The 21769-nt window shown below is 70.6% G+C and carries 21 protein-coding genes and 1 riboswitch; of the genes, 8 read left to right on the top strand and 13 right to left on the bottom strand.

The genetic code is table 11. From position 1 onward, the window contains the following. Positions 1-84 precede the first annotated feature (84 nt). From ribA to F9C11_RS25775, 4 genes are all read right to left on the bottom strand, one after another. Positions 85-720: a GTP cyclohydrolase II gene (gene ribA / locus F9C11_RS25790; RefSeq protein WP_409179928.1), complete on the bottom strand. Its 636-nt coding sequence runs from the start codon at positions 718-720 to the stop codon at positions 85-87. A gap of 185 nt (positions 721-905) precedes the next feature. Next, complete coding sequence (locus tag F9C11_RS25785) at positions 906-1640, bottom strand: FHA domain-containing protein (RefSeq protein ID WP_409179927.1); 735 nt, start codon at positions 1638-1640, stop codon at positions 906-908. Between the two features lie 88 nt (positions 1641-1728). Then, positions 1729-2553 carry an FHA domain-containing protein gene (locus F9C11_RS25780; protein ID WP_409179926.1) on the bottom strand — a complete coding sequence of 275 codons (825 nt, stop codon included), beginning with the start codon at positions 2551-2553 and terminating at the stop codon, positions 1729-1731. Further along, complete coding sequence (locus F9C11_RS25775; RefSeq protein WP_409179925.1) at positions 2550-4337, bottom strand: serine/threonine-protein kinase; 1788 nt, start codon at positions 4335-4337, stop codon at positions 2550-2552. The genes F9C11_RS25780 and F9C11_RS25775 overlap by 4 nt, the downstream gene beginning before the upstream one ends. A gap of 150 nt (positions 4338-4487) precedes the next feature. On the opposite strand from F9C11_RS25775, the gene F9C11_RS25770 reads away from it, so the two are divergent. From F9C11_RS25770 to F9C11_RS25760, 3 genes are all read left to right on the top strand, one after another. Next, positions 4488-5252 (top strand): right-handed parallel beta-helix repeat-containing protein, encoded by a 765-nt coding sequence (locus F9C11_RS25770; RefSeq protein WP_409179924.1) that lies wholly within the window; start codon positions 4488-4490, stop codon positions 5250-5252. Positions 5253-5411: 159 nt separating this feature from the next. Then, positions 5412-5681, top strand: a complete 270-nt coding sequence (locus tag F9C11_RS25765) for a DUF3040 domain-containing protein (RefSeq protein WP_409179923.1) — start codon at positions 5412-5414, stop codon at positions 5679-5681. Between the two features lie 489 nt (positions 5682-6170). After that, positions 6171-7232: a DNA polymerase IV gene (locus tag F9C11_RS25760; RefSeq protein WP_409179922.1), complete on the top strand. Its 1062-nt coding sequence runs from the start codon at positions 6171-6173 to the stop codon at positions 7230-7232. 56 nt (positions 7233-7288) lie between these two features. Further along, a riboswitch (S-adenosyl-L-homocysteine riboswitch) is annotated at positions 7289-7366 on the top strand. A 46-nt stretch (positions 7367-7412) separates the two neighbouring features. On the opposite strand, the gene F9C11_RS25755 is transcribed toward F9C11_RS25760, so the two are convergent. Then, entirely contained in the window at positions 7413-8171 is a 759-nt protein-coding gene (locus F9C11_RS25755; protein ID WP_409179921.1) for a class I SAM-dependent methyltransferase, read from the bottom strand. Positions 8172-8287: 116 nt separating this feature from the next. Between F9C11_RS25755 and ahcY the strand changes: the two genes are divergently transcribed. Beyond that, entirely contained in the window at positions 8288-9748 is a 1461-nt protein-coding gene (gene ahcY / locus F9C11_RS25750) for an adenosylhomocysteinase (RefSeq protein ID WP_409179920.1), read from the top strand. A gap of 174 nt (positions 9749-9922) precedes the next feature. On the opposite strand, the gene F9C11_RS25745 is transcribed toward ahcY, so the two are convergent. The 4 genes from F9C11_RS25745 to F9C11_RS25730 all read right to left on the bottom strand — a co-directional run bounded on the left by F9C11_RS25745 (position 9923) and on the right by F9C11_RS25730 (position 12666). After that, positions 9923-10129, bottom strand: a complete 207-nt coding sequence (locus F9C11_RS25745; protein WP_409179919.1) for a hypothetical protein — start codon at positions 10127-10129, stop codon at positions 9923-9925. Between the two features lie 255 nt (positions 10130-10384). Next, positions 10385-11257 (bottom strand): Ku protein, encoded by an 873-nt coding sequence (locus tag F9C11_RS25740; RefSeq protein ID WP_409179918.1) that lies wholly within the window; start codon positions 11255-11257, stop codon positions 10385-10387. A 96-nt stretch (positions 11258-11353) separates the two neighbouring features. Next, positions 11354-12304 carry a S41 family peptidase gene (locus F9C11_RS25735; protein WP_409179917.1) on the bottom strand — a complete coding sequence of 317 codons (951 nt, stop codon included), beginning with the start codon at positions 12302-12304 and terminating at the stop codon, positions 11354-11356. Continuing rightward, complete coding sequence (locus tag F9C11_RS25730; protein WP_409179916.1) at positions 12301-12666, bottom strand: VOC family protein; 366 nt, start codon at positions 12664-12666, stop codon at positions 12301-12303. Before F9C11_RS25730 ends, F9C11_RS25735 begins: the two co-directional genes overlap by 4 nt. Positions 12667-12764: 98 nt before the next feature. Here F9C11_RS25730 and F9C11_RS25725 point away from each other — a divergent pair, with 98 nt between their 5' ends. The 3 genes from F9C11_RS25725 to F9C11_RS25715 all read left to right on the top strand — a co-directional run bounded on the left by F9C11_RS25725 (position 12765) and on the right by F9C11_RS25715 (position 17174). After that, positions 12765-13388, top strand: a complete 624-nt coding sequence (locus F9C11_RS25725; RefSeq protein WP_409179915.1) for a TetR/AcrR family transcriptional regulator — start codon at positions 12765-12767, stop codon at positions 13386-13388. Positions 13389-13434: 46 nt separating this feature from the next. After that, the gene (locus F9C11_RS25720; RefSeq protein ID WP_409179914.1) at positions 13435-15168 is read left to right on the top strand and encodes an ABC transporter ATP-binding protein; all 1734 of its coding nucleotides are present in this window, start codon (positions 13435-13437) and stop codon (positions 15166-15168) included. Positions 15169-15269: 101 nt separating this feature from the next. Further along, positions 15270-17174 (top strand): ABC transporter ATP-binding protein, encoded by a 1905-nt coding sequence (locus F9C11_RS25715; RefSeq protein ID WP_409186978.1) that lies wholly within the window; start codon positions 15270-15272, stop codon positions 17172-17174. A gap of 324 nt (positions 17175-17498) precedes the next feature. Here the strand turns inward: F9C11_RS25715 and F9C11_RS25710 are convergent, their stop codons facing one another. Beyond that, positions 17499-19247: a pyruvate dehydrogenase gene (locus F9C11_RS25710; protein WP_409179913.1), complete on the bottom strand. Its 1749-nt coding sequence runs from the start codon at positions 19245-19247 to the stop codon at positions 17499-17501. A 127-nt stretch (positions 19248-19374) separates the two neighbouring features. Between F9C11_RS25710 and F9C11_RS25705 the strand changes: the two genes are divergently transcribed. Further along, on the top strand, positions 19375-20121 hold the full coding sequence (locus tag F9C11_RS25705) for an SRPBCC family protein (protein ID WP_409179912.1): 747 nt from the start codon (positions 19375-19377) through the stop codon (positions 20119-20121). A gap of 2 nt (positions 20122-20123) precedes the next feature. On the opposite strand, the gene F9C11_RS25700 is transcribed toward F9C11_RS25705, so the two are convergent. The 3 genes from F9C11_RS25700 to F9C11_RS25690 form a co-directional block, all read right to left on the bottom strand. Continuing rightward, positions 20124-20492, bottom strand: coding sequence for an SPW repeat protein (locus tag F9C11_RS25700; RefSeq protein ID WP_409179911.1), 369 nt, complete (start codon positions 20490-20492; stop codon positions 20124-20126). Positions 20493-20552: 60 nt separating this feature from the next. Beyond that, the gene (locus F9C11_RS25695) at positions 20553-20897 is read right to left on the bottom strand and encodes an STAS domain-containing protein (RefSeq protein ID WP_409179910.1); all 345 of its coding nucleotides are present in this window, start codon (positions 20895-20897) and stop codon (positions 20553-20555) included. 76 nt (positions 20898-20973) lie between these two features. Beyond that, positions 20974-21672 carry a DJ-1/PfpI family protein gene (locus tag F9C11_RS25690; RefSeq protein WP_409179909.1) on the bottom strand — a complete coding sequence of 233 codons (699 nt, stop codon included), beginning with the start codon at positions 21670-21672 and terminating at the stop codon, positions 20974-20976. Between the last annotated feature and the right edge of the window lie 97 nt (positions 21673-21769).

Genomic DNA, 21769 nt, shown 5'->3' with positions numbered 1-21769 from the left:
CCCTCCCCAAACCAGCCCGCTGCCTAGCCCTCCACACCCCGCACCGGCAGCCCGGCCACCCCAAGCCGCGCCCGGTTCCCCGCCTCACACCGCCGAACTGGCCGGCCAGTCCTCGAACGGCAACGCCAGCGTGTGCCCGGTCTGCTCGGCTTTCGCGCGCAGGTACCGGACGTTGTTCTCGGTCGCGAAAACCCCGGTGCGGACCTGTTCGCGCACGTCGACGCCGTGCCGCGCCAGCTGGGCCGCCTTGTCCGGGTTGTTCGTCAGCAGATCCAGCTGCCGGACGCCGAGCACCTCGAGCATTTGCGCGGCCGCGGCGTAGTCGCGGGCGTCCTCGGGCAGGCCGAGCGCGGAATTCGCCGCGTAGGTGTCCAGGCCGGAATCCTGCAGCGCGTACGCGTCCAGCTTGTTGTACAGCCCGATTCCGCGGCCCTCTTGGCGCAGGTAGAGCAGATACCCGCCGGCCTCGGAAATCCGCGCGACCGCCTCGGCCAGCTGCGGGCCGCAATCGCAGCGCGCCGAGCCGAACACGTCGCCGGTGAGGCATTCCGAATGCAGCCGCACCAACGGCGCCGGACCGGGTTTCCCCAGCACGAAGGCGAGATGTTCGAGCCCGTCGGACAGCCCGGCGAACGTGACCGCCTCGGCGTCGACCGCGGGACTGTCGCCGAACCGCAGCGGGATCCGCACGCGCGTGCGCACCTGTGGCACTGTCGTCATCGGGCAACTCCTTTCCCCCTCGGGCCATTCCGACCCTACCCAGAACCACCGACAAAACGGCGTTCCCGGACTGCGGCCAAGGTCACGCGGGCGCGCGGGCATGGCCGGCCGCCCGGAATTGTTCGGTCCCGCCGACGCGAACGCGTCGGAAGACCAACGGCTCCTCGGCCAGGGCCGGCGACCGCCTAACTCCCCCAGGTCGCCGCCGCCCCGACCGGCGGCAACGCGGGCGACAGCAACGCCAGATCCGGCGGCGCCAGCACCGCCGCCGAGACGAGCGCCGCCACCAGATCGTCGTCCGGGGACCCCGGCCGGAACCGGAACCGCACCGAGTCCAGCACCGAAGCCACGACTTCCGCGGTCCACCCGCCGCCGGGATCCAGCGCGGACAACCGCCGGGCAGCCAGCGGAACCGGCACCGTGCGCGGCCTCTCCTCCCGCCGCAGGAACCCCCGCGCCACCATCGCGAGCACGAGCCGTTCGTCCGGCCGCAGCCGTCCGGCCGGGACCGGCGGCGGCGTCCCGTCGGCGATCCGGATCTCCAGCACGTGCTCGCGGTCCCCCGAACCGCGCGCGTACACCGGGAGATAGCCGGGCGGCAGCGGGGCCGGCGCGGTTCCGGCGAACAGCAGCCGGGACCGCGGCAGCCGCAGCGGCACCTTGCCGGTGGCGCGCACCCACCAGCGGCCCGCGTGCCGCTCCAGCACGCCGTGGCGGCGGCTGACCCGGCGGTCGTCCTCGCCGAGCGGCACCGTCACCTCGGCGGTGTTCCGCCCGAACGTGACCGGCCCCGGCGCCGCCGGCGGCACCAGGACTCCCCCCGCGCGCCCCAGCACCGCCAGCGTGCCCGGCGGCGACGCGAGCCCGAGCGCGAGGCTCGGGTGTCCCGCGGGCAGCGTCCGCATCTCCTCCCCTGCCACGGACACCCCCCGCGGAGCGGCTGCCGGAACCCCGGCCGGGACACCCCTGCCGGGGGCGCGGGGGGCGGATCCGCCCGCGCACCGCGAGTCAAGCAGGCGGCGCCGGGACCCCTCCCGGTTCGTCCTCGGGTTCGAGCAGCGCCAGGTCCGGCGGGACCAGGGACGTCGACAGCAGGAGTTCCTTGATCAGGTTGTCGTTGAGCGCGTTCCCGACCGGTTCGCCGACCTCTTCGCGGGTCAGCCCGGCCACCCCGGCGCGGGCCAGCCGGGCCCGCACGGCGCCGACGAGGTGTTCCACGCGCTTGCTGCTCCACCGCGCATCCGGTTTCAGCTCGGACAGCTGCTCCGCCACCTGCCGCCACGCGAGCGGCTGCGGATACTGGTCCTGCAGCAGGTACCGCTGCGCGAGCGAGACGAGCACGAGCCGTTCGTCCGGCGTCAGCCGCCACGTCCGCGGCGGTTCGGTCACGTCCTGCGGCCGGGAATCCGGGCGGCGGCCGTCCGCGCCCGCGACGTACACCTCCAGCAGGTGCTCGCGCCCGGCCGAACCGCGCACGAACGCCGCGGTGTAGCCCTCGGCCAGCGGCACCGGCTCCTCGTCCGGGAACAGCAGCCGGGCACCGGGCAGCCGGATCGGCAGTTTCCCGGTGTTGCGGATCCACCAGGAATCCCGGCGGCGCACCAGGAATCCCTGCTGCCGGCTGACCTTCCGGTCGTCCTCGCCGACGCACACGTGCACGTCGTCGCGGTTGCGCCCGAACAGCACCTGCCTGCCGTCGCGCGGCGGCATCCGCACGCCGCCGGTCACGGCGAGCGCGAAGACCGTGCCCGGCGGGGACGGCGGGACGCCGTGCGCGAGGCTGCCGTGGTCCGGGCCCAGCTCTTCCGGCGGGCCGCCGGCGATCGCGGTCATGTCTTCGGCAGCTTCCCGGCCAGCGAACCGGCCAAAGTGGACACTGGCGCGCAGAGCCGGTCCGAGGGCGGTTTCCCGTGCACCACGACCCGCAGCCGCTCCACCCTCGGATCTCCGTGCGCGTCGGTGTAGGACCGGTAGACCAGGACCGCCTGGCAGGTGTTCTCGGCGAATTCCTCGGTCTTGAGATACGCGTCGTGCCCGCCGACCTGCACGAGCTGGCCGGTGTCGCTGCCCGGCGGCTGGTCCCGGTCGAACATCACGGTCACCGACCGGTCGCTGGCCGGGCTCTTCCAGTCGCACCACCAGCCGCTGAACCCGCGCTTGATCTGGACCGGCGCGGCGACCCCGGCCACCGACGAGACCGAGAGCGAGTCCAGCAGCGAACACGCGTCCACGTACGCCAGCGAACCCGGCGGAAACGGCTGCGCGCGCGGCGGAACCCCGGCCGCCGCCATCGCTTTCGTCGCCGACGCGACCGCCGTGTCGGCGGCCCGGCACAGGTCGAGGTCGTAACCGTCGACCTGCTTGGCCGTCACCTTCACCATGAACCGGTCCTGCAGCAGGATCGTCCGCTCGCACTGCTCCTTGTCCGAGGTGCCGAACACCGGGAACGGCCCGGATTTCCCTTGTGTGCCCTCGACCGGCGCAGCGGGCGGATCGTTCAGCTCCACCAGGACGTCCGCCCGGCGGTCGCCGCGGTGCAGGAGCACGTCGCAGCGGTTGAAATTCCCGTAGTCCGGAACCACTTCCGGGTCGCCGAACGGTTTCAGCGGCGCCGGGTCGACCAAGCGGCACGGGTCCGCCGCCCTGGGGTCCGGGCCGAGCCCGAGCTTCGCCTGCGCGACCGGAGCGACCGGGGTCTCGCCGGTTTTGCCCGGGCGCGCCACGAAATACGCGGCCACCACGATCGCGACCGCCGCGACCGCCGCCCCGGCGAGCAGCAGCCCGCGCCGGGTGCGCCGCCGCTTCGGCACGTCGACCGGCAGCGTGTCGATCCCCTCGGCCAGCAGTTCCCCCGCCGACACCGCGGTCGGCCGTTCGGCGGGTTCGCGGCGCATCAGCAGTTCCAGCGTCGGAGCGAGACCGTCCGCGTGCCGCGCACGGGGGACGGTGCCCTCCGCGACCCGGCGGATCGTGGCGTACTCGTTGCCGCCCGCGAACGGCGGCGCGCCCTCGACGGCCGCGAAAAGCGTTGCCCCCAGGGAAAAAACATCCGACGCGGCGGTGGGCGGATGCCCTTGCGCGACCTCCGGGGCGAGATAGTCCGGCGTGCCGCCGATGAGCGGCGAATCGGTCACCGTCTCGTCCGTGCGGACCGAGCGGGAAATGCCGAAATCGGTGAGCTTCGCGCGGCCGTTCCCGGCGATCAGGACATTGCCCGGTTTCACGTCGCGGTGCACGATGCCGTGCTCGTGCACCGCGCCGAGGGCCGCGGCGATCTGCACCCCGATCTCGGCGACCCTGCGCGCGGGCAGTCTTCCTTCCGCGGCGAGGATTTCGGCGAGGCTGCGCGAGGGGACGTACTCCATCACCAGCCACAGCTCGTCCCCGTCGGCGGCGACGTCGAAGAAGGTGACCACGTTCGGGTGCAGCACCCCGGCCGCCAGCCGGGCTTCGCGGCGCAGCGTCCGCCCGCTCACCACGTCGGAAAGCCGGGCCTGCTTGAGCGCGACCTCGCGGCCGAGCCGTTCGTCGCGCGCCCGCCAGACGACGCCCATGCCTCCGCTGCCGACGCGCTCCAGCAGCCGGTACCGGTCCGCGATCAGCTGGTCCGCGTGCACCGACGCTCCCCTCGGCGTGCCCTGACCCTGTGAGGTAACTCGCAGTAACGATACTGCATCGCCTCCGTTCGCAGAAGGCGGCCCCGGGGACCCCTCCCGCCGTCCGGCCCTATCTTCGCCGCGTCCCCCGCCGAGAGAAAGAAGGAACCGATGCGCCTTTTCGTCCTGGCCGCCGCCGCGGTCCTCGCCGTCGCCCTCGCCCCGTCCGCGCACGCCGGTTCCCGGCTGCGCATCACCGCCGGCGGCACTCCGGATCATCCGCGCGTGTACTCCGGCGCCGGGAGATCCGTTTCCGGCATCGACGTCGACGCCGACTGGGTCGTCGTCGACGGATTCTCACTCGACAGACCTTCCGCGCCCGGCGTGGAAATCCGCGGCAATCACGTGACCCTGAAGAACACCAGAATCACCGCGCCGCGAGGCGGGGACGGCGACGGCATCCGCTTCTTCGGCGATTACCTCGCCATCGAGCACAACACGATCAGCCAGACCTCGAACCGCGGCGGCGCGCACGCCGACTGCATGCAGACTTTCTCCAGCGACAGCCCGCCCAGCATGCACGTCCGGATCGAAAACAACCGCTGCGAGAAAATCGACAACATGTGCCTGATGGCGGAAGGCCCGAACGACGGCGAGGGCGACGGAAAAGGCCACACCGCCGATTTCCTGATCAAGGACAATTTCTGCGAAACGCTCGTGGCCTCGCAGGCGCTGATGTTCGAGGACGTCCAGCAGGCCACCATCACCGGCAACACGTTCGCGGCCGGCCCGGACCACGCGATCGGACTGGCGATCCACTCCACCGGCGCCCGCGTCGAAGGCAACCGCGTGGACCCGTCGATCCCGTGCGAGGTCGGCATCGACGAGTCTTCCCGGGAGGGGTACGTCGGCCCGGAGCCCGCTTGCGCTCCGTGACCTTTGTGGACGGTGCGACCGGAAGCGCACCGTGACCGGAATCGGGGAATCGCGCGCGGGATTCCGGCAGTCGGGTGAATCGAAAGTGACGCGGTTCACGACGCGACGGCGCGGGTACTTCCTCCTTCGACGGCAGGCGGGCCGCCGAAGGAGACCTCCATGCTCAGTCACCACGAACGCGTCGAGCTGGACAAGATCGAGCGCTGGTTCGAAACCAGCGACCCGGAACTGGCCGCCGCCCTGCGCCGCGGCAAGCCGGCCCGCTCGGCCGCGCTGCTCACCGCCTTCGCGATCCTGCTGGACGTCGCCGCGTGCGGCCTCCTCGCGGCCGGAATCGCCGGGGCGAGCCCGGCGCTGACGATCTGCGCCGTGCTCGCCGCGGCGGGCGGGACGGCCGCGCACCTCGCCCGCCGCCGGGACCGCTGGTGACCCGCCTCGCCCGGACATCCGGTTAGGACCGGCACACCTGCGGGTGCCGGATGCGCAACCCGTCCACCCCGCGCGCCGCCGCAACCACCGGTGACCCGCCTCGCCCGCGACGCTCCCGGCTAGAACCGGCACCCCCGCAGGTTCCGGATGCGCCACCGCGACCGCCGGTGACCCGCCCGGTGCACAGTCCCGGTTAGAACCAGCACTCCCGCGAGTGCCGGATGCGCCACCGCGACCGCCGGGGACCCGCCCGGTGCGCAGCCCCGGTTAGAACCGGCATTCCCGCAGGTTCCGGATTGCCCCACCCCGCGCACCACCGCAACCACCGGCAGCCCGCCTGGCGCGCAGCACCCTGTCAGAGCCCCGTGCCCCGCCGGTTCCCACGCGGCAGCCGTCTCGCGCACCGCAACCTGGTCTCGAGTCCCGACCGCGCCCACCGCCGCAACCGCCGGCGACCCACCCCTCCCACCGCATCCCCGCCGATTCCGGATGCGCCGCCCGCCCAGCACCCCGCACACTGGTCTCGTGTCCGGATGGGTGCTGCACGTCGATCTCGACCAGTTCATCGCCGCCGTCGAGGTCGGGCGGCGGCCGGAGCTGCGCGGGCGGCCGGTGATCGTCGGCGGGAACGGCGATCCGGCCGAACGCGCCGTCGTGGCGACCGCGTCCTACGAGGCGCGCGAGTTCGGCGTCGATTCCGGCATGCCGCTGCGGCTGGCCGTCAAACGCTGCCCGGACGCCGTCCTCCTGCCCGTCGACGCCCCGGCGTACCAGGAAGTCTCCGACCGCGTGATGGCCCGGCTGCGCGAATTCCCGGTGGTCGTCGAGGTGCTCGGCTGGGACGAGGCCTTCCTGGGCGCGACCGCCGCCGACCCCGAGGCCCTCGCCGCGGAAATCCGGCGCGGCATCGAGGAGGAAACCGGGCTTTCGTCGTCGGTCGGAATCGGCGACAACAAACTCCGCGCCAAACTCGCCACCGGTTTCGCGAAACCGGCCGGAATTTACCGGCTCACCCAGGACAACTGGTGGGACGTCATGGCCGAGCGGCCCACCGACGCGTTGTGGGGAATCGGGAGGAAAACCGCGAAAAAACTCGCCGAAGCCGGGTACTCCACCATTCTCGACCTCGCTGCTGCCGACCCCGACGCGCTCGCCGCGAGGTTCGGGCCGAAGCTGGGCCCGTGGTACCGGCTGCTGGCCGGCGGCATCGGCGACGCCGAGGTGAGCGCGACCCCGTACGTCCCGCGTTCCCGAAGCAGGGAAACAACATTCCAGCAAGACCTCACCGATCCCGGCGCCATCGCCAAGGAGACCGCGGCCCTCGCCGAACGCGTCGCGCGGGACGTCGCCGACGAGGGACGGCCCGCCGCGCGCGTCGCGGTCAAGGTGCGGTTCGCGCCGTTCCTCACCCACACGCACAGCGTGACGCTGCCCGCACCGTCCTCGGATCCGGCGGTGCTCGCCGCGGCGGCGCAAGACCTGTTGGCCCGCTTCGATTTCGGCAAACCGGTGCGGCTGCTCGGCGTCCGCGCCGAATTCCCGCGCGCTTGACAGGTCCCGGCCGGCCTTGCCAAGGTGGAGCCGACGCGCCCGCCGGGGCGCGGCTCCGGGCCGAGAGGCGCTGCGACGGGGTTTCCCCGCCACGCTCGGCCCGCGGGACTTCGAGCGAAGGGCGCCTCCTGGTTCAGGAGGTGCCGCGTGTCAGTGACAATTCCGCCGATTCCGGCCGGCTCAGCGCCGTCGCGCGAGATGGACCGTGTGGTCGGCGTCCAGCTCGACCGTCTCGGGCAGAACCTGCCGAATCCGCCGGAAAACCTGTTCTCGCACCGGAATCGGCAGGATCAGGTACGCCGAGATCGTGGACAGCAGACCGACGAACTCGTCCGCGCTCAGCGTCAGCCGCTGCGGGACGACGAACTGCCGGACGTCGGCGAACAGCCCGGACTTCTCGAGTTCGGCACCCGGCCACTGCATTTCCTTCTCCGGCGGCGTGCCGTCCGGCGACCGGACCTCCGCGCTCTCCACCTCCGGCGCCTGGGCCTCCTCGAACGCTTGCCGCACAACGGGATCCGCCAGCCGGGCGGGTCCGCCGAACGACGCGAACACCCCGCCCGGCGCGAGCAGGGAGGCGATCCGCGGCCACCGCCCGGCCGGGTCCGTCCAATGCAGCGCCGCGGCCGAGTACACCAGCCCGTACTGCCGGTCCGGCCGCAGGTCCTCCAGCGCGCCCTCGCGGGTCTCCACCTCGGCGGGCAGCTGCTCGCGCAGTTCGGCGAGCATCGCCGGATCCGGATCGGTCGCGGTGACCGCGATCCCCCGCCCCGCGAACAACCGGGTCGCTTTCCCTGTCCCGGCACCGATTTCGAGTGCCGTCCGCACCGGCGCGCCCGCGTAGTCCAGCACCCGCTCGGCTAGTTCCGCGGGATATCCGGGACGGTACCGCTCGTACGCCCGCGCCACTGCTCCGAAACTCAACGCGCGCTCTGCCATGCCCGGCATTGTGGCCGGTTCCGCACCGCGCGCGCCTCCCCTTTCAGGTGCTCTTCCGCGGCACCTGTGCGCAGTTCTGCCCGAAAAACCCCGAAAAACCCGGAAAGGACCGGAAAATGTCGCCCACCCTGCGTACCGTCGACACCCTGGAGTTCGCGGTCGCCGACCTGTCGCTCGCCGCGGCCGGACGCATCCAGCTCGACCTCGCCGAGCACGAAATGCCCGGGCTGATGGCGCTGCGCCGCGAGTTCGCGGATTCCCAGCCGCTCAAGGGCGCGCGCATCGCGGGCTCGCTGCACATGACCGTGCAGACCGCGGTGCTGATCGAAACGCTCGTCGCGCTCGGCGCGCAGGTGCGCTGGGTGTCCTGCAACATCTTCTCCACCCAGGACGAGGCGGCCGCGGCGGTCGTCGTCGGCCCGCGCGGAACGCCGGAGCACCCCGAGGGCACCGCGGTATTCGCGTGGAAAGGCGAAACCCTCGACGAATACTGGTGGTGCACCGACCAGCTGTTCCGGTTCCCCGGCGGCGAACCGCCGAACATGATCCTCGACGACGGCGGCGACGCGACCCTGCTCGTCCACAAGGGAGCCGAGTTCGAGAAGGCCGGCGCGGCGCCCGCCGCGCACGAGGACGACCCGGAGGACTACCGGATCCTGCTGCGCACCCTGGAGGCCAGCCTGGCCGAGGACCCGCGGCGGTTCACCCGGATCGCCGCCGCGATCCGCGGGGTCACCGAGGAGACCACGGCCGGCGTGAACCGGCTCTACCAGCTCGCGGCCGCCGGCGAACTGCTGTTCCCGGCGATGAACGTCAACGACTCGGTCACCAAGTCGAAATTCGACAACAAGTACGGGATCCGCCATTCGCTCCCGGACGGCCTCAACCGCGGCACCGACGTGATGATCGGCGGCAAGTACGCCGTCGTGTGCGGATACGGCGACGTGGGCAAGGGCGCGGTCGAGGCGCTGCGCGGGCAGGGCGCGCGGGTCGTGGTGACCGAGATCGACCCGATCTGCGCGCTGCAGGCCGCGATGGACGGGCTCGACGTGGTGGAACTCGACGACGTCGTGGAGCGCGCCGACATTTTCCTCACCACCACCGGCAACTTCGGCATCATTTCCGCCGAGCAGATGGGGCGGATGAAGCACCAGGCGATCGTCGCGAACGTCGGCCACTTCGACAACGAGATCGACATGGCCGGGCTGGCGAAGGTCCCGGGCATCGTCAAGACCGAGGTCAAACCGCAGGTGCACACGTGGCGGTTCCCGGACGGGCACGCGATCATCGTGCTGTCCGAGGGCAGGCTGATGAACCTCGGCAACGCGACCGGGCACCCGTCGTTCGTGATGTCCGCGTCGTTCTCGAACCAGGTGCTCGCGCAGATCGAACTGTTCGGCAAGCCGGGCGAGTACGCCAACGACGTGTACCGGCTGCCGAAGCACCTGGACGAGAAGGTCGCGCGGCTGCACCTGGACGCGCTCGGCGTCCGGCTCACCAAGCTCAGCAAGGAACAGGCGGAGTACCTCGGCGTGGACGTGGACGGGCCGTACAAACTGGACCACTACCGCTACTGATCGGACGCGCCGCCCGCGCGCACAGAAGGGGTCCTCCGGCTCCGAGGGGGAGGGAGAGCCGAAGGACCCCCGGTAGTGTTAGCACATCGCCAAGCAGCTTGTACACGGCTGCCTACCCGATCGGGTAAAGCCGCCCCGGCCGCGCGAGGTGGCGGCGCCGGCCGCCGCCGAAGGTCAGGAAGCCTGCCGCAGCAGGGTTTTCTCCGCTCCGGTGCAGGCGCACGCGGCGTCGAGGGTGTGACAGTCGATGATCAGGCCGTGCCGGACCCGGTCGAGGTCGGCACACGACGGGTCGGTGCACTCGGCGAACCCGCGGTCCGGGTGGACCACCAGGGTGCCGTGACAGTGGTCGATGCCGCTCGTGCAGAACGCGCACTCCATGCTCAGCCGCCTTCCGCTCAGGTATTCGAGTCCCCGGCCCCGGATGCTTCCGGGGCCGGACTCCTCCTTGGTACCACTGGAAATCTCGCCCCCGCAGAATACCCGGCGGCGTGTCGGCCCCACGGTCCGGTGAAGTGCGCCGCATTCGCTCACCCGGCGTGACGATCGGCATTTTCCGGACGGCGGCGGTGAAATTTCACTGTTCCGTGCCGCGGAACATCCCGCGCCGGCGCCCGGCGCCGGCGAAAGCCCCGCTCAGGCGCTTTTCGGCCGCCGCGCCCTCGCGGCCGGTTTCTTCGCCGCCGTTTTGCCTTCTCCGGCGGCTTTTTTCGGCTCCTTGGCAGACCCGCGGGTCTTCTTCGCCGCCGACACGCTCGCCTCCAGCGCCGCCATCAGGTCGACGACCTCGGCCTTCTCCCCCTGTTTCGGCGCGCCGACGGTCTGGCCGCCGCCCGCCTTGGCCTCGATCATCGCCTCGAGCGCTTCCCGGTAGGAGTCCGAGTATTTCTCCGGTTCGAACACCGGCTCGGACAGCGAGTCGATCAGCGATCCGGCCATCGTCACCTCCTGCGCGCGGACCTGCGGCGGATCCTCGTGCAGGAACGGGAAATCCGGGACCCGGACCTCGTCGGCCCACAGCATCGTGGTCATCACGAGCACGTCGTCCACGACGCGCAGCAGCGCCAGGCTCTCCCGCTGGCGCACCGCGACCTTCGCGATCGCCACGTGGCTCGCCTTCTGCAGCGCGTCGCGCAGCACCACGTACGGCTTCACCGCGTTCTTCTGCGGCTCCAGGTAGTAGGTGCGGTCGAACCGGATCGGGTCGATCGACTCCAGCGGCACGAATTCGAGCACGTCGATCGAATGCTGGGTGGGCAGCGGCAGCTCGGCGAGGTCGGCGTCGGTGATCACGACCATCTCGCCGTCGGGCAGCTCGTATCCCTTGGCGATGTCGGAGTAGGGCACTTCTTCGCCGTCGATCGAGCAGAACCGCTTGTACTGGATCCGCCCGCCGTCGGCGGCGTGCACCTGGCGCAGCGACACGTTCTTGTTCTCGGTCGCCGCGTACAGCTGGATCGGGATGCTGACCAGCCCGAAGGACACCGAGCCCTTCCACATCGACCGCATGCCGCGCACCTCCGCCAGTTCCCCAGTACGTATTCACGCTCGGTGACCACGGTAACCGCGATCGTCCGAATCCGACAGTCCGCGCACGTAGGAGCCTTACGCGCAGCCACTTCGCGCGCGCAGCCATTGCCCGGCGGCGGCCTCCGGATCCGGCGCCGGGAAGTCGGGCGCGATCGGCCGGGCCCCGTAGGCGCGGCCGGTGCGGTCGACGTCGACCGCACTCGTGACCAGCAGTTTCGCGCCGTCGGCCAGATCAAACGCGACGTTGCCGGTGGCGAATCCCGCGGTCGGCCCGCCGAACGTCGCGACCCGGCCGAGCCCGCGGAAGGCGATCAGCGCGGCTTCGCCCGAACTGGCGGTGCCGCGCGAGGTCAGCACCGCCACCGGCGGCACCGGGCGGCTCAGCCGGACCGGATTGGCTTCGTCGGTACCGGGACTCTCGCCTGACCAGGCCCGGCCGTCGCGGACCGACCACACCCGCGGAGCGCGCCCCGGCTCGGCGAGCGAACCCGCGATCCCGTCCCCCAGCAACGGGGCCAGCACCGTCAGCATTGGCCACATGTCGCCGCCATTGTCGTCGCGGAGGTCGACGATCCATCCGCACGAGGCCCGCGCTTCGACCGCCCGCAGCGCCGCCACGCCCGCCTTGACGTAACGACGCTCGCCCGTCGCGTCGGCGATGAGGCCGGGAATGGTCAGCACTGCGACGCCGTTCTCGGCGCGGCTCGACGGCACCTCTATCGTCTCCGCCGCTGGGGGCCGCGCTTGCGCCGGGCTGAGCAGTTTGGTGTGCGCATTGCCCAGTTCGGCGATCACTGTCTGGATCGCTGGATAGGTCTCGGAGAAGGTCGAAGCCCCCTCTGCGGCACGCAACGCCTCGTCCTCCGCGCTCGGCCAGTCCACCCGGTCCCGGTCGATCGAATGCGCCCAGAGGAGATTCAGCGCGCCGAGGAGGTACGTCCGCGGCGTCGGCGCCGACGGCTGAGCCGCGACCAGTGCGGCGCCGAGCAGCACCAGCCCGACGGCCGCGGCGAGCGCTCTTCTCAAGCCGGGGTCCCCGGGAAGTGCGGGTTTTCGATCACGCCGACCAGGTTTCCGTCCGGCGCGCGCACCAGCGCGGTCCGGATTCCGCCGCCGAAATCGGTCACCGGCGCGTGTTCTGCCGCGCCCTCCCCGACCAGCTTCGCCAAAGCGGCTTCCACGTCGGGCACTCCCCAGTACGTCACCGGTCCGTCGCCGTTCTCCGCGCGGCCGTTCGGATCGAGCGCGAGTTCGTAGCCGTGCACGCTGTACCCGACGTAGAACGGCTCATCGAAGTACGGCGGCACGCCGAGCACCCGGGTCCACCACTCCTTGGCTGCCGCCAGGTCGCCGACCGGGTACACGATCGTGCGTAGTCCCTCGAACATGTGTTCATCCTGGCATAGACTGGACTTACGAGAACGAAACTTTTCGCGGTCCGCATAATTTTTCGCATCACGCAACTTTCGCTGCTACCCTCGCTCGGGTGACCTCCACCGCACCCCTGGGCCTGCGCGAGCGCAAGAAGCGAGCCGCGCGGCGGGCGCTCGCCGAAGCCGCGCTGCGTATCGCACTGGAGCGGGGCCTCGACCAGCTGCGGGTGGAGGACATCGCGAACCAGGTGGGCGTGTCCCCGCGCACCTTCAACAACTACTTTTCCAGCAAGGAGGAAGCTGTCTGCGCGTTCCTCGTCGAACGGCAGGAGCGCGTGCGCGAAGCGCTCCTGGCGAGGCCCGCCGACGAACCGTTGTGGGACGCGGTCGTCAACGCCTCGGTCACCTTGTTCGCCGAGGACAGCCGCCCGAAGCGCGAGGAGGTGCGGCGGGTGCGCGCGATGATGGAGAACGGCGGCCTGTTCGCCGAGATGCTGCGCGCGTTCGCCACTGTCGAGCGCGTGCTGGCCGACGCCATCGCCGAACGAGCGGGCGAGCACGCAAATCCGTTGCACGCGCGGCTGATGGCGAGCATTGTGCAGAGCGCTTCGCGCCTCGCTTTCGAAACCTGGCTCAACGCGGACTCCGACGAAGAGTTCGTAACGGCCTTCACCGGCCTCCTGCGGGAGGCCGCCGCCGGGATGCCGGCACTGGCCGCGCCCCGCGCGGCCCGCTAGACCCGAACCGACGCCATTTCTTTTCTTGGGGGGAGTACCGGACACCGTGCTGGTCAAACTGTTGCGCAGTCATCTGCGCCCGTACCGGGCCGCGCTGTGGCTCGTCGTCGCGCTGCAGCTGGTGCAGACGATCGCCGCGCTGTACCTGCCCACGCTCAACGCCGACATCATCGACGGCGGCCTCGTCAAGGGCGACACCGGCTACATCGTGAAGATCGGCGGCGTGATGCTGCTGGTCACGCTGGTGCAGATCGCCGGGTCGATCGGGGCCGTCTACTACGGTTCCCGCATCGCCTCGGCCGTCGGCCGCGACCTCCGCGCCGGGGTCTTCCACCGCGTGCAGGATTTCTCCGCCCGCGAGATCGGCAAATTCGGCACTCCGTCGCTGATCACCCGCACCACCAACGACGTCCAGCAGATCCAGCTGCTCGCCGCGCTCACCTTCACGCTGATGGTGTCCGCGCCGATCATGTGCGCCGGCGGCATCCTGCTCGCGCTGCAGCAGGACGTCCCGCTGTCGGCGCTGCTCGTCGTCATCGTGCCGGTGCTGGGCATCGCGATCGGCCTGATCGTGCTGCGGATGCGCTCGGCCTTCCGGCTCATGCAGGAGCGCCTCGACCGGATCAACCAGGTCATGCGCGAGCAGATCATGGGCATCCGGGTGATCCGCGCGTTCGTGCGCGACCGGCACGAGCGCGAGCGCTTCGGCCGCGCCAACGACGACCTGTACGCCGTGTCGCTGCGGGTCGGCAGGCTGATCGCGCTGATGTTCCCCACCGTGATGCTGGTGGTGAACCTGTCGAGCGTCGCCGTGCTGTGGTTCGGCGGGCAGCGGGTCGACAGCGAGGCCATGCAGATCGGCGCGCTGACCGCGTTCCTGTCGTACCTGATGCAGATCCTGATGGCGGTCATGATGGCCACCTTCATGTTCATGATGGTGCCGCGCGCGGAGGTCAGCGCCGAGCGGGTCGCCGAGGTGCTGGACACCGAGCCGAGCGTGCGGCCGCCGGACGAGCCGCTGCCCGCCGGGGCGGAGCACGGGCGCCTCGACCTGACCGGCGTCGGCTTCCGGTACCCCGGCGCGGAAAAGCCGGTGCTGCAGGACGTTTCGCTGGTCGCCCGGCCCGGGGAGACCACCGCGATCATCGGCAGCACGGGCAGCGGGAAGACGACGCTGCTCAACCTGATCCCGCGGCTGATGGACGCCACCGAGGGCACGGTCCGGATCAACGGCGTGGACGTGCGCCGGCTCGACCCGGCGGTGCTCTCGTCGGCGGTCAGCATGGTGCCGCAGAAGCCGTACCTGTTCGCCGGGACAGTCGCGAGCAACCTCCGCTACGGCAATCCGGACGCCACGGACGAAGAACTGTGGCACGCGCTGGAAGTCGCGCAGGGCAAGGACTTCGTGGAACGGATGGAACAGGGGCTCGACTCCCCCATCGCCCAGGGCGGCACGAACGTCTCGGGCGGGCAGCGGCAGCGGCTCGCGATCGCGCGGATGCTGGTGCACCGGCCGCAGATCTACCTGTTCGACGATTCGTTCAGCGCGCTCGACTACGCCACCGACGCCGCGCTGCGCCGCGCGCTCGCCGAGGAGATCCGCGACGCGACCGTCGTCATCGTCGCGCAGCGGGTCAGCACGATCCGCGGCGCGGACCGGATCATCGTGCTCGACGACGGCCGCGTCGTCGGCACCGGAACCCACCACGAGCTGATGGACACCAACGAAACGTACCGGGAAATCGTGCTTTCGCAGCTGACCGAACAGGAGGCGGCGTGAGCGAGGAAACGAGAACCGCCGCCGCGCCCGACGAGGACGAACCGGCCGCCGTCGCCCGCGACAAGACCCGTCCGGACCCGACCGCGGGACCCGCCGCCCGGATGATGTCCGCCGGGGCTCCCGCGGAGAAGCCCCTCGATTTCAAGGGTTCGCTCGCCCGGCTGCTGCGGCTGCTGCGCCCGCAACGGGCGGCGCTGGCCGGAGTGCTGGTGCTCGGCGCGATCGGCGTCGCGCTGACCGTGCTCGGGCCGAAGGTGCTGGCACGGGCGACGGACCTGATCTTCGCGGGCGTGACCAGCAGGCATCTGCCGCTGGGCGCGACCAAGGAGCAGGTGATCGAGGGCCTGCGGGCACGCGGGGAGAACACGCTCGCCGACATGTTCACCAGCGTCGACCTGATGCCCGGCCACGGCGTCGATTTCACCGCGGTCGGCCAGGTGCTGATGATCGTGCTGGCGCTGTACGTCTTCGCGTCGTTCCTCGGCGTCATCCAGGCGCGGCTCACCACGAACATCGTGCAGGGCGCGGTGTTCCGGCTGCGCCAGGACATCGAGGAGAAATTCGCGCGGCTGCCGCTGCGCTATTTCGACCGCCAGCCGCGCGGCGAGGTGCTGAGCCGGGTCACCAACGACATCGACAACCTGGCGCAGTCGCTGCAGCAGACGCTGTCGCAGATCGTCACGTCGCTCTTCACCGTGCTGGGCGTGCTGGTGATGATGTTCGTCATCTCGCCGCTGCTGGGCGTGCTCGTGCTGCTGACGGTCCCGCTGTCGGTGTTCGTCGCGGCCAAGATCGGCAAACGCGCGCAGCCGCAGTTCATCCGCCAGTGGGGGACGACCGGGAAGCTCAACGCGCACATCGAGGAGATGTACTCGGGCCACTCGCTGGTGCACGTCTTCGGCCGCCGCAAGGAGGCCGAGGAGGTCTTCCGGCAGCAGAACGAGGCGCTGTACGAGGCGAGCTTCAAGGCGGCCTTCATCTCCGGCACGATCCAGCCGGGGATGATGTTCATCGGCAACCTGAGCTACGTGCTGGTCGCGGTCGTCGGAGCCCTGCGGGTCGCGTCGGGAACCCTGACGCTGGGCGACGTGCAGGCGTTCATCCAGTATTCGCGCCAGTTCAGCCAGCCGGTCACGCAGATCGCGAGCATGGCGAACCTGCTGCAGTCCGGCGTCGCGTCGGCCGAGCGGGTGTTCGCGCTGCTGGACGCCAAGGAGCAGGAACCGGAGCCGGAGCACCCGCAGCGCCCCGAGGTCGTGCGTGGCAAGGTCGAGTTCGAGCACGTGTCGTTCCGCTACCTGAAGGACACGCCGCTGATCGAAGACCTGTCGCTGTCGGTGGACCCCGGCCACACCGTCGCGATCGTCGGCCCGACCGGCGCGGGAAAAACCACGCTGGTGAACCTCTTGATGAGGTTCTACGAAATCGACGGCGGCCGGATCACCCTGGACGGCGTGGACATCAAGGCGATGAACCGCGAAGAACTGCGCTCGAAGACGGGCATGGTCCTGCAGGACGCCTGGCTGTTCGGCGGCACGATCGCGGAAAACATCGCCTACGGAGCGGACAACGTCACCCGGGAACAGGTCGTCGAAGCCGCGAAGGCAACCTACGTGGACCGCTTCGTCCGCACCCTCCCAGACGGCTACGACACAGTGCTGGACGACGAAGGCGGCACGGTCAGCGCGGGCGAGAAACAGCTGATCACCGTCGCCCGGGCTTTCCTGGCCAAACCAGCGATCCTGATCCTGGACGAAGCCACGAGCTCGGTCGACACCCGCACCGAAGTGCTGATCCAGCACGCGATGAACTCGCTGCGCACCGGCCGCACGAGCTTCGTGATCGCCCACCGCCTCTCCACCATCAGGGACGCGGACGTAATCCTGGTAATGGAAAACGGAAACATAGTGGAACAAGGAAACCACGAAACGCTCATCAACGCAGGCGGCGCCTACTCCCGCCTCTACGCAGCACAATTCGCCGAAGCAATGGCGGAAACAGAATAACCACACCACGCCAAAAACGTGAGGGGAGCCCTGAGGGAATCACCTTCCCTCAGGACTCCCCTCACGACCAAAACCGCCGCCGCCGCACCCAAACAGCGCGGCACCCAGCCCTAAAACAGGCACCCCCGCACCCAAACAGCGAGGCACCCAGCCCCTCCCCCGCACCCCGATACGAAGCCTCCCTGCGGGCGGTGGGTGCTTGTCAAGGCATCTTTCCCGCCTTGACAAGCACCCACCGCCCGTCAGCACAATCAAGCTTCGGGGTGCCCCACGCAGCCACTAACCGGCAATGTCGCCCGCCAGGGCGACGAGCCGCCCGAGACCTCAAAGCCGAGGAATATTCCGCAAATTAGACCGAGCCAACTCCAGCATCTTCCCCACACCCCCACTCAACACAGTCTTGCTCGCCGCCAACGCAAACCCCTTAACCTGCGCCGCAGTAATATTAGGCGGAATAGACAACGCATTGGGATCCGTCACCACATCCAGCACCGCGGGCCCGTCGTGCGCCAAAACATCCCGAATCCCGTCCCGCACCTCCCCAGGCTTCTCCACCCGCCGCGCATACAGCCCAGCCGCCCGGGCAATCCCCGCGAAATCCACCTGATCGTGGTCGGTCCCGAACTCCGGCAGCCCGTCCACGAGCATCTCCAGCTTCACCATCCCGAGCGACGAATTGTTGAACACCACCGCCTTGACCGGCAAAGCATGCGTCTTGAGCGTCAACAACTCCCCCATCAGCATCGCGAGCCCGCCGTCCCCGCACATCGCCACCACCTGCCGCCCAGGCGCGGCAGCCTGCGCCCCGATCGCATGCGGCAGCGCATTAGCCATGCTCCCGTGCACGAACGACCCGAGAATCCGCCGCCGCCCATTGGGCGTCACATACCGAGCAGCCCACACGTTGCACATCCCAGTGTCCACAGTGAACACGGCATCGTCCGCGGCTTCCTCGTCCAGCACATCCGCCACATACTCCGGATGCAACGGAATGTGCTTGGACACCTCGTTCGTATAAGCGTCGACCACCCGCTGCAGCCCGCGCTCGTGCTTGCGCAGCATGGCGTGCAGGAACGACCGGTCGCTGCGCTCCCGCAACCGGGGCAGCACCGCCCGGATCGTCGCCCCGACATCGCCCTGCACCCCGAACTCCAGCACCGACCGGCGTCCCATCCGGGCCGGATCGATGTCCACTTGCACGGTGTTGCGCTGCGGCAGGAAGTTGTCATACGGGAAGTCCGTGCCGAGCAGCAGCACAAGATCAGCCTCGTGCATGGCCTCGTAACAAGCGCCGTACCCGAGCAGCCCGCTCATCCCGACGTCGAACGGGTTCTCGTACTGCACGAACTCCTTGCCCCGCAGCGAATGCCCCACCGGAGCGCCGACCGCCTCGGCGAGCGCCAGCACGTCGTCGTGCGCGTCCCGGCACCCCGCGCCGGCCATGATCATCACCTTTTCCGCCCGGTCGATCCGGTCGGCGAGCCGGGCGACGTCGGCCTCGGCGGGCACCATCGCGGGCGGGCTGCCCAGCGGCGCCGATTCGCCGGTGGCGTGCGCGGCGGGCTCGTGCGACACGTCGCCCGGCAGCACCAGCACCGCGGCCCCGCGCCGGCCGACCGCGTTCTGCACCGCGATCCGGGCGAGCCGCGGCATCTGCTCGGGCGAGCTGACCATCTCGCAGTAGTGCGAGCATTCGGCGAACAGCTGCCGCGGATGCGTTTCCTGGAAGAACCCGGTGCCGATCTGCGCCGACGGGATGTGCGAGGCGATCGCCAGCACCGGCGCTCCGGACCGGTGCGCGTCGTAGACCCCTTGCAGCAAATGCAGATTGCCCGGCCCGCAGCTGCCCGCGCACACCGCGAGCCGTCCGGTGAGCTGCGCCTCGGCCGCGGCGGCGAACGCGCCCGCTTCCTCGTTGCGCACGTGCACCCAGTCGATCCCGCCGCGCGCCGAACCGCCGGTGCGGCGCACCGCGTCCACCACGGGGTTGAGGCTGTCGCCCACCACCCCGTAGATGCGGTGCACCCCGGATTGCAGCAGAACGTCGATCAACTGGTCGGCCACCGTCGCCATGCTTCCGCGTCCCTTCGTGAGAGTCCCCTCGCAGTCTGTCACCGATCGGGCGAACCGCCACCGCATTGACAAGTATTGTTGTCAATGGCACCGTGGACCGTACCGACCCCGAGGAGGAACACCGCCCATGCCACGCGAGTTCGAGGTGCGCAAAGAGGTTCAGCTGCCCGCGGACCCGGAGGCCGTGTGGGAGGCGGTCGCGACCGGGCCCGGCATCGATTCGTGGTTCATGGGCCGGCACGAGGTCGACGCGGCGGCCAAGCGGATCCGGTTCAGCCTGGGGGAAATGCGCACCGAGGCGGAGATCACCGCGTGGGACCCGCCGCGCCGGTTCGCCTACCGCGGCGAGCCGGCCGAGGACGGCACGTTCGACGCGATGGAGTTCCTCGTGGAAGCGGCCGAGGGCGGCACGTCGGTGCTGCGGTTCGTGCACCGGGGCTTCGTCGAGGACGGCTGGGACGACGAGTACCACGAGTCCTTCGCCGTCGGCTGGGAAATGTACCTGCACACGCTCGCCCAGCTGCTGGCCCACTTCCCCGGCCGCTTCGCGACGTACGTGACCGCGGACGGCCCGGCGTCGTCGGCGAGCCGGGACGCGTGGCCGAAGCTGCTGGCCGCGCTCGGCCTGCCCGAGGAAGCCTCAGCCGGGCAAGCCGTCCGGTTCTCTGTCGGCGGCGAAACGGTCGAGGGCGTCCTCGACTACTCGACCCCGAACTACGCCGGAGTCCGCACCGAGGACGCCCTCTACCGGTTCCACGAACGGTCGCTGCTCGGCATGCCGGTCGCGGTCGGACATCACCTGTTCCGTCCGGACGTCGACGAGACCGCCGAAAGCGCGACCTGGAGCCGCTGGCTCGCCGAAGCGCTCAGCTGACGTCAGCGGCGGCGCAGCAGCAACGCCGCGCCCGCGGCCGCCGCCACGACGCCGGCGATCACGTTGCCGGTCACCGCGCCGGCCGACGGCAGGGTCTCGTCGCCGTAGCGAAGCAAGAACGGCGACACCGCGGCCCACGCCCCGAGCACCGGCAGCACCCAGGCCAGCGCCTGCGCGCCCGAATCCCGCGCGCGCATGGCCGCGAAGACGACGATCGCGAGCCCGGCGACCGTGTTGCTCACCGCGAGTTCGGCGGCCCCGCCGAAGCGCAGCAGCCACGGAGCGGCGATCAGGTACAGCCCGGCCAGCACAGCGAGGCTCGCTGCGCCCCCGGAGACCGCGGTCTTGCCGGACATCGTGCTGGTGGACATCTCAGATCACCTCAGCAGATCTCGGTTCCACCCCCACGGGTACCCAGATTCCGCCCGGGATCACGCCCCCGCCGCGGCGCACGCCTCGCGCAGGCCGCCGCGCACCGGCGCGGTCAGGCCGGAAACGGCGAAAACGCGCAGCACGAGCGGCCTGGTCGCCACGATCGAAAACGCCGGCCGGGCGCGGCTCGCCTCTTCGAGCGCGCGCAGCCCGGCACAGCTGAGATAGCCGACCCGCGACAGGTCGACCACGAGTTTGCCGCCGGCTCCGGAGGCGGCCGACAGCGCGGAGCGGAACTGCCCCACCGACGCGACGTCGATCTCGCCCGCCGCCGTGACCAGCACGAGGTCGCCGTCCCTCCGGCTGGTGAAGACGGTCAGACCGGAAGCCCCGCGCGCACCCATTGGCGGAACGGTACGCGCCGGCGCGGCCCCGGCAAACCGTCCCTGCCTCAGCCGGGTGGGGCAGTTCACCGGAGGTTCACCGAGGCGCGAGCAGTTTCTCCCGCAGCTCCGGCTGGCCGGCGAGCCCGTCCCGGACCATGCCGTCGACGAACGGCCGCATCTGCTCGCGCGGCGCGCGCGACCAGTCCAGCGGGCCGAGCGGCGGCTGCGGGTCGTATTCGATCCCGAACTGGACCAGCCGCGCGGCGTCCTCCCCGCTCATCCGCTCCACCAGGTGCAACGCCAGGTCGATGCCCGCCGATACCCCGGCGGCGGTGATCACCGGGCCGCTGTCCGCCCAGCGCCGCCGGACCGGTGTGGCCCCGAACGCGCGCAGGTTTTCCAGGAAGGTCCAGTGCGTGGTCGCCTCGCGGCCTTCGAGCAGCCCGGCCTGGCCGAGCAGCAGCGAGCCGGTGCACACGGACGTCATCAGCTCGGCGGAGGCCGCGGCCTGGCGGAGATAGCCGATGAGAGTCTCGTCGCCGAGCGCGCGCAGCGTCGGCGCGCCGCCGCCGGGGACCAGCACCCACGACGGGTCCGGGACCTGGTCGAAGGTGTGGCTCGGCGCGATCCGCAACGGCGTGTCGGTGTCGGTGGTTTCCAGGGTTTCGCCCACGACGGCCACGCGGACCGAGGGGTCGGCCGCCGCGAAGGAGGCGAGCACCTGCAGCGGGCCGACCAGGTCGAGGACCGTCAGGCCGGGGTACACGACGAACGCGAAGGTTTTCCGGGTCATGCCGCCACCGTCCCGGATGCGCGGGCGGGCCGGGACACGCGTGTCCGAAATCCTGCGAAGCCGGTTGATCCGGCCGGGCGAGCTGCTACGGTGCGGC

The organism is Amycolatopsis sp. VS8301801F10 (assembly GCF_046195355.1).
Taxonomy (GTDB): domain Bacteria; phylum Actinomycetota; class Actinomycetes; order Mycobacteriales; family Pseudonocardiaceae; genus Amycolatopsis.
The sequence above is the reverse complement of the archived record's forward strand: the minus strand, read 5'-3'. Positions and strand labels throughout refer to the sequence as shown.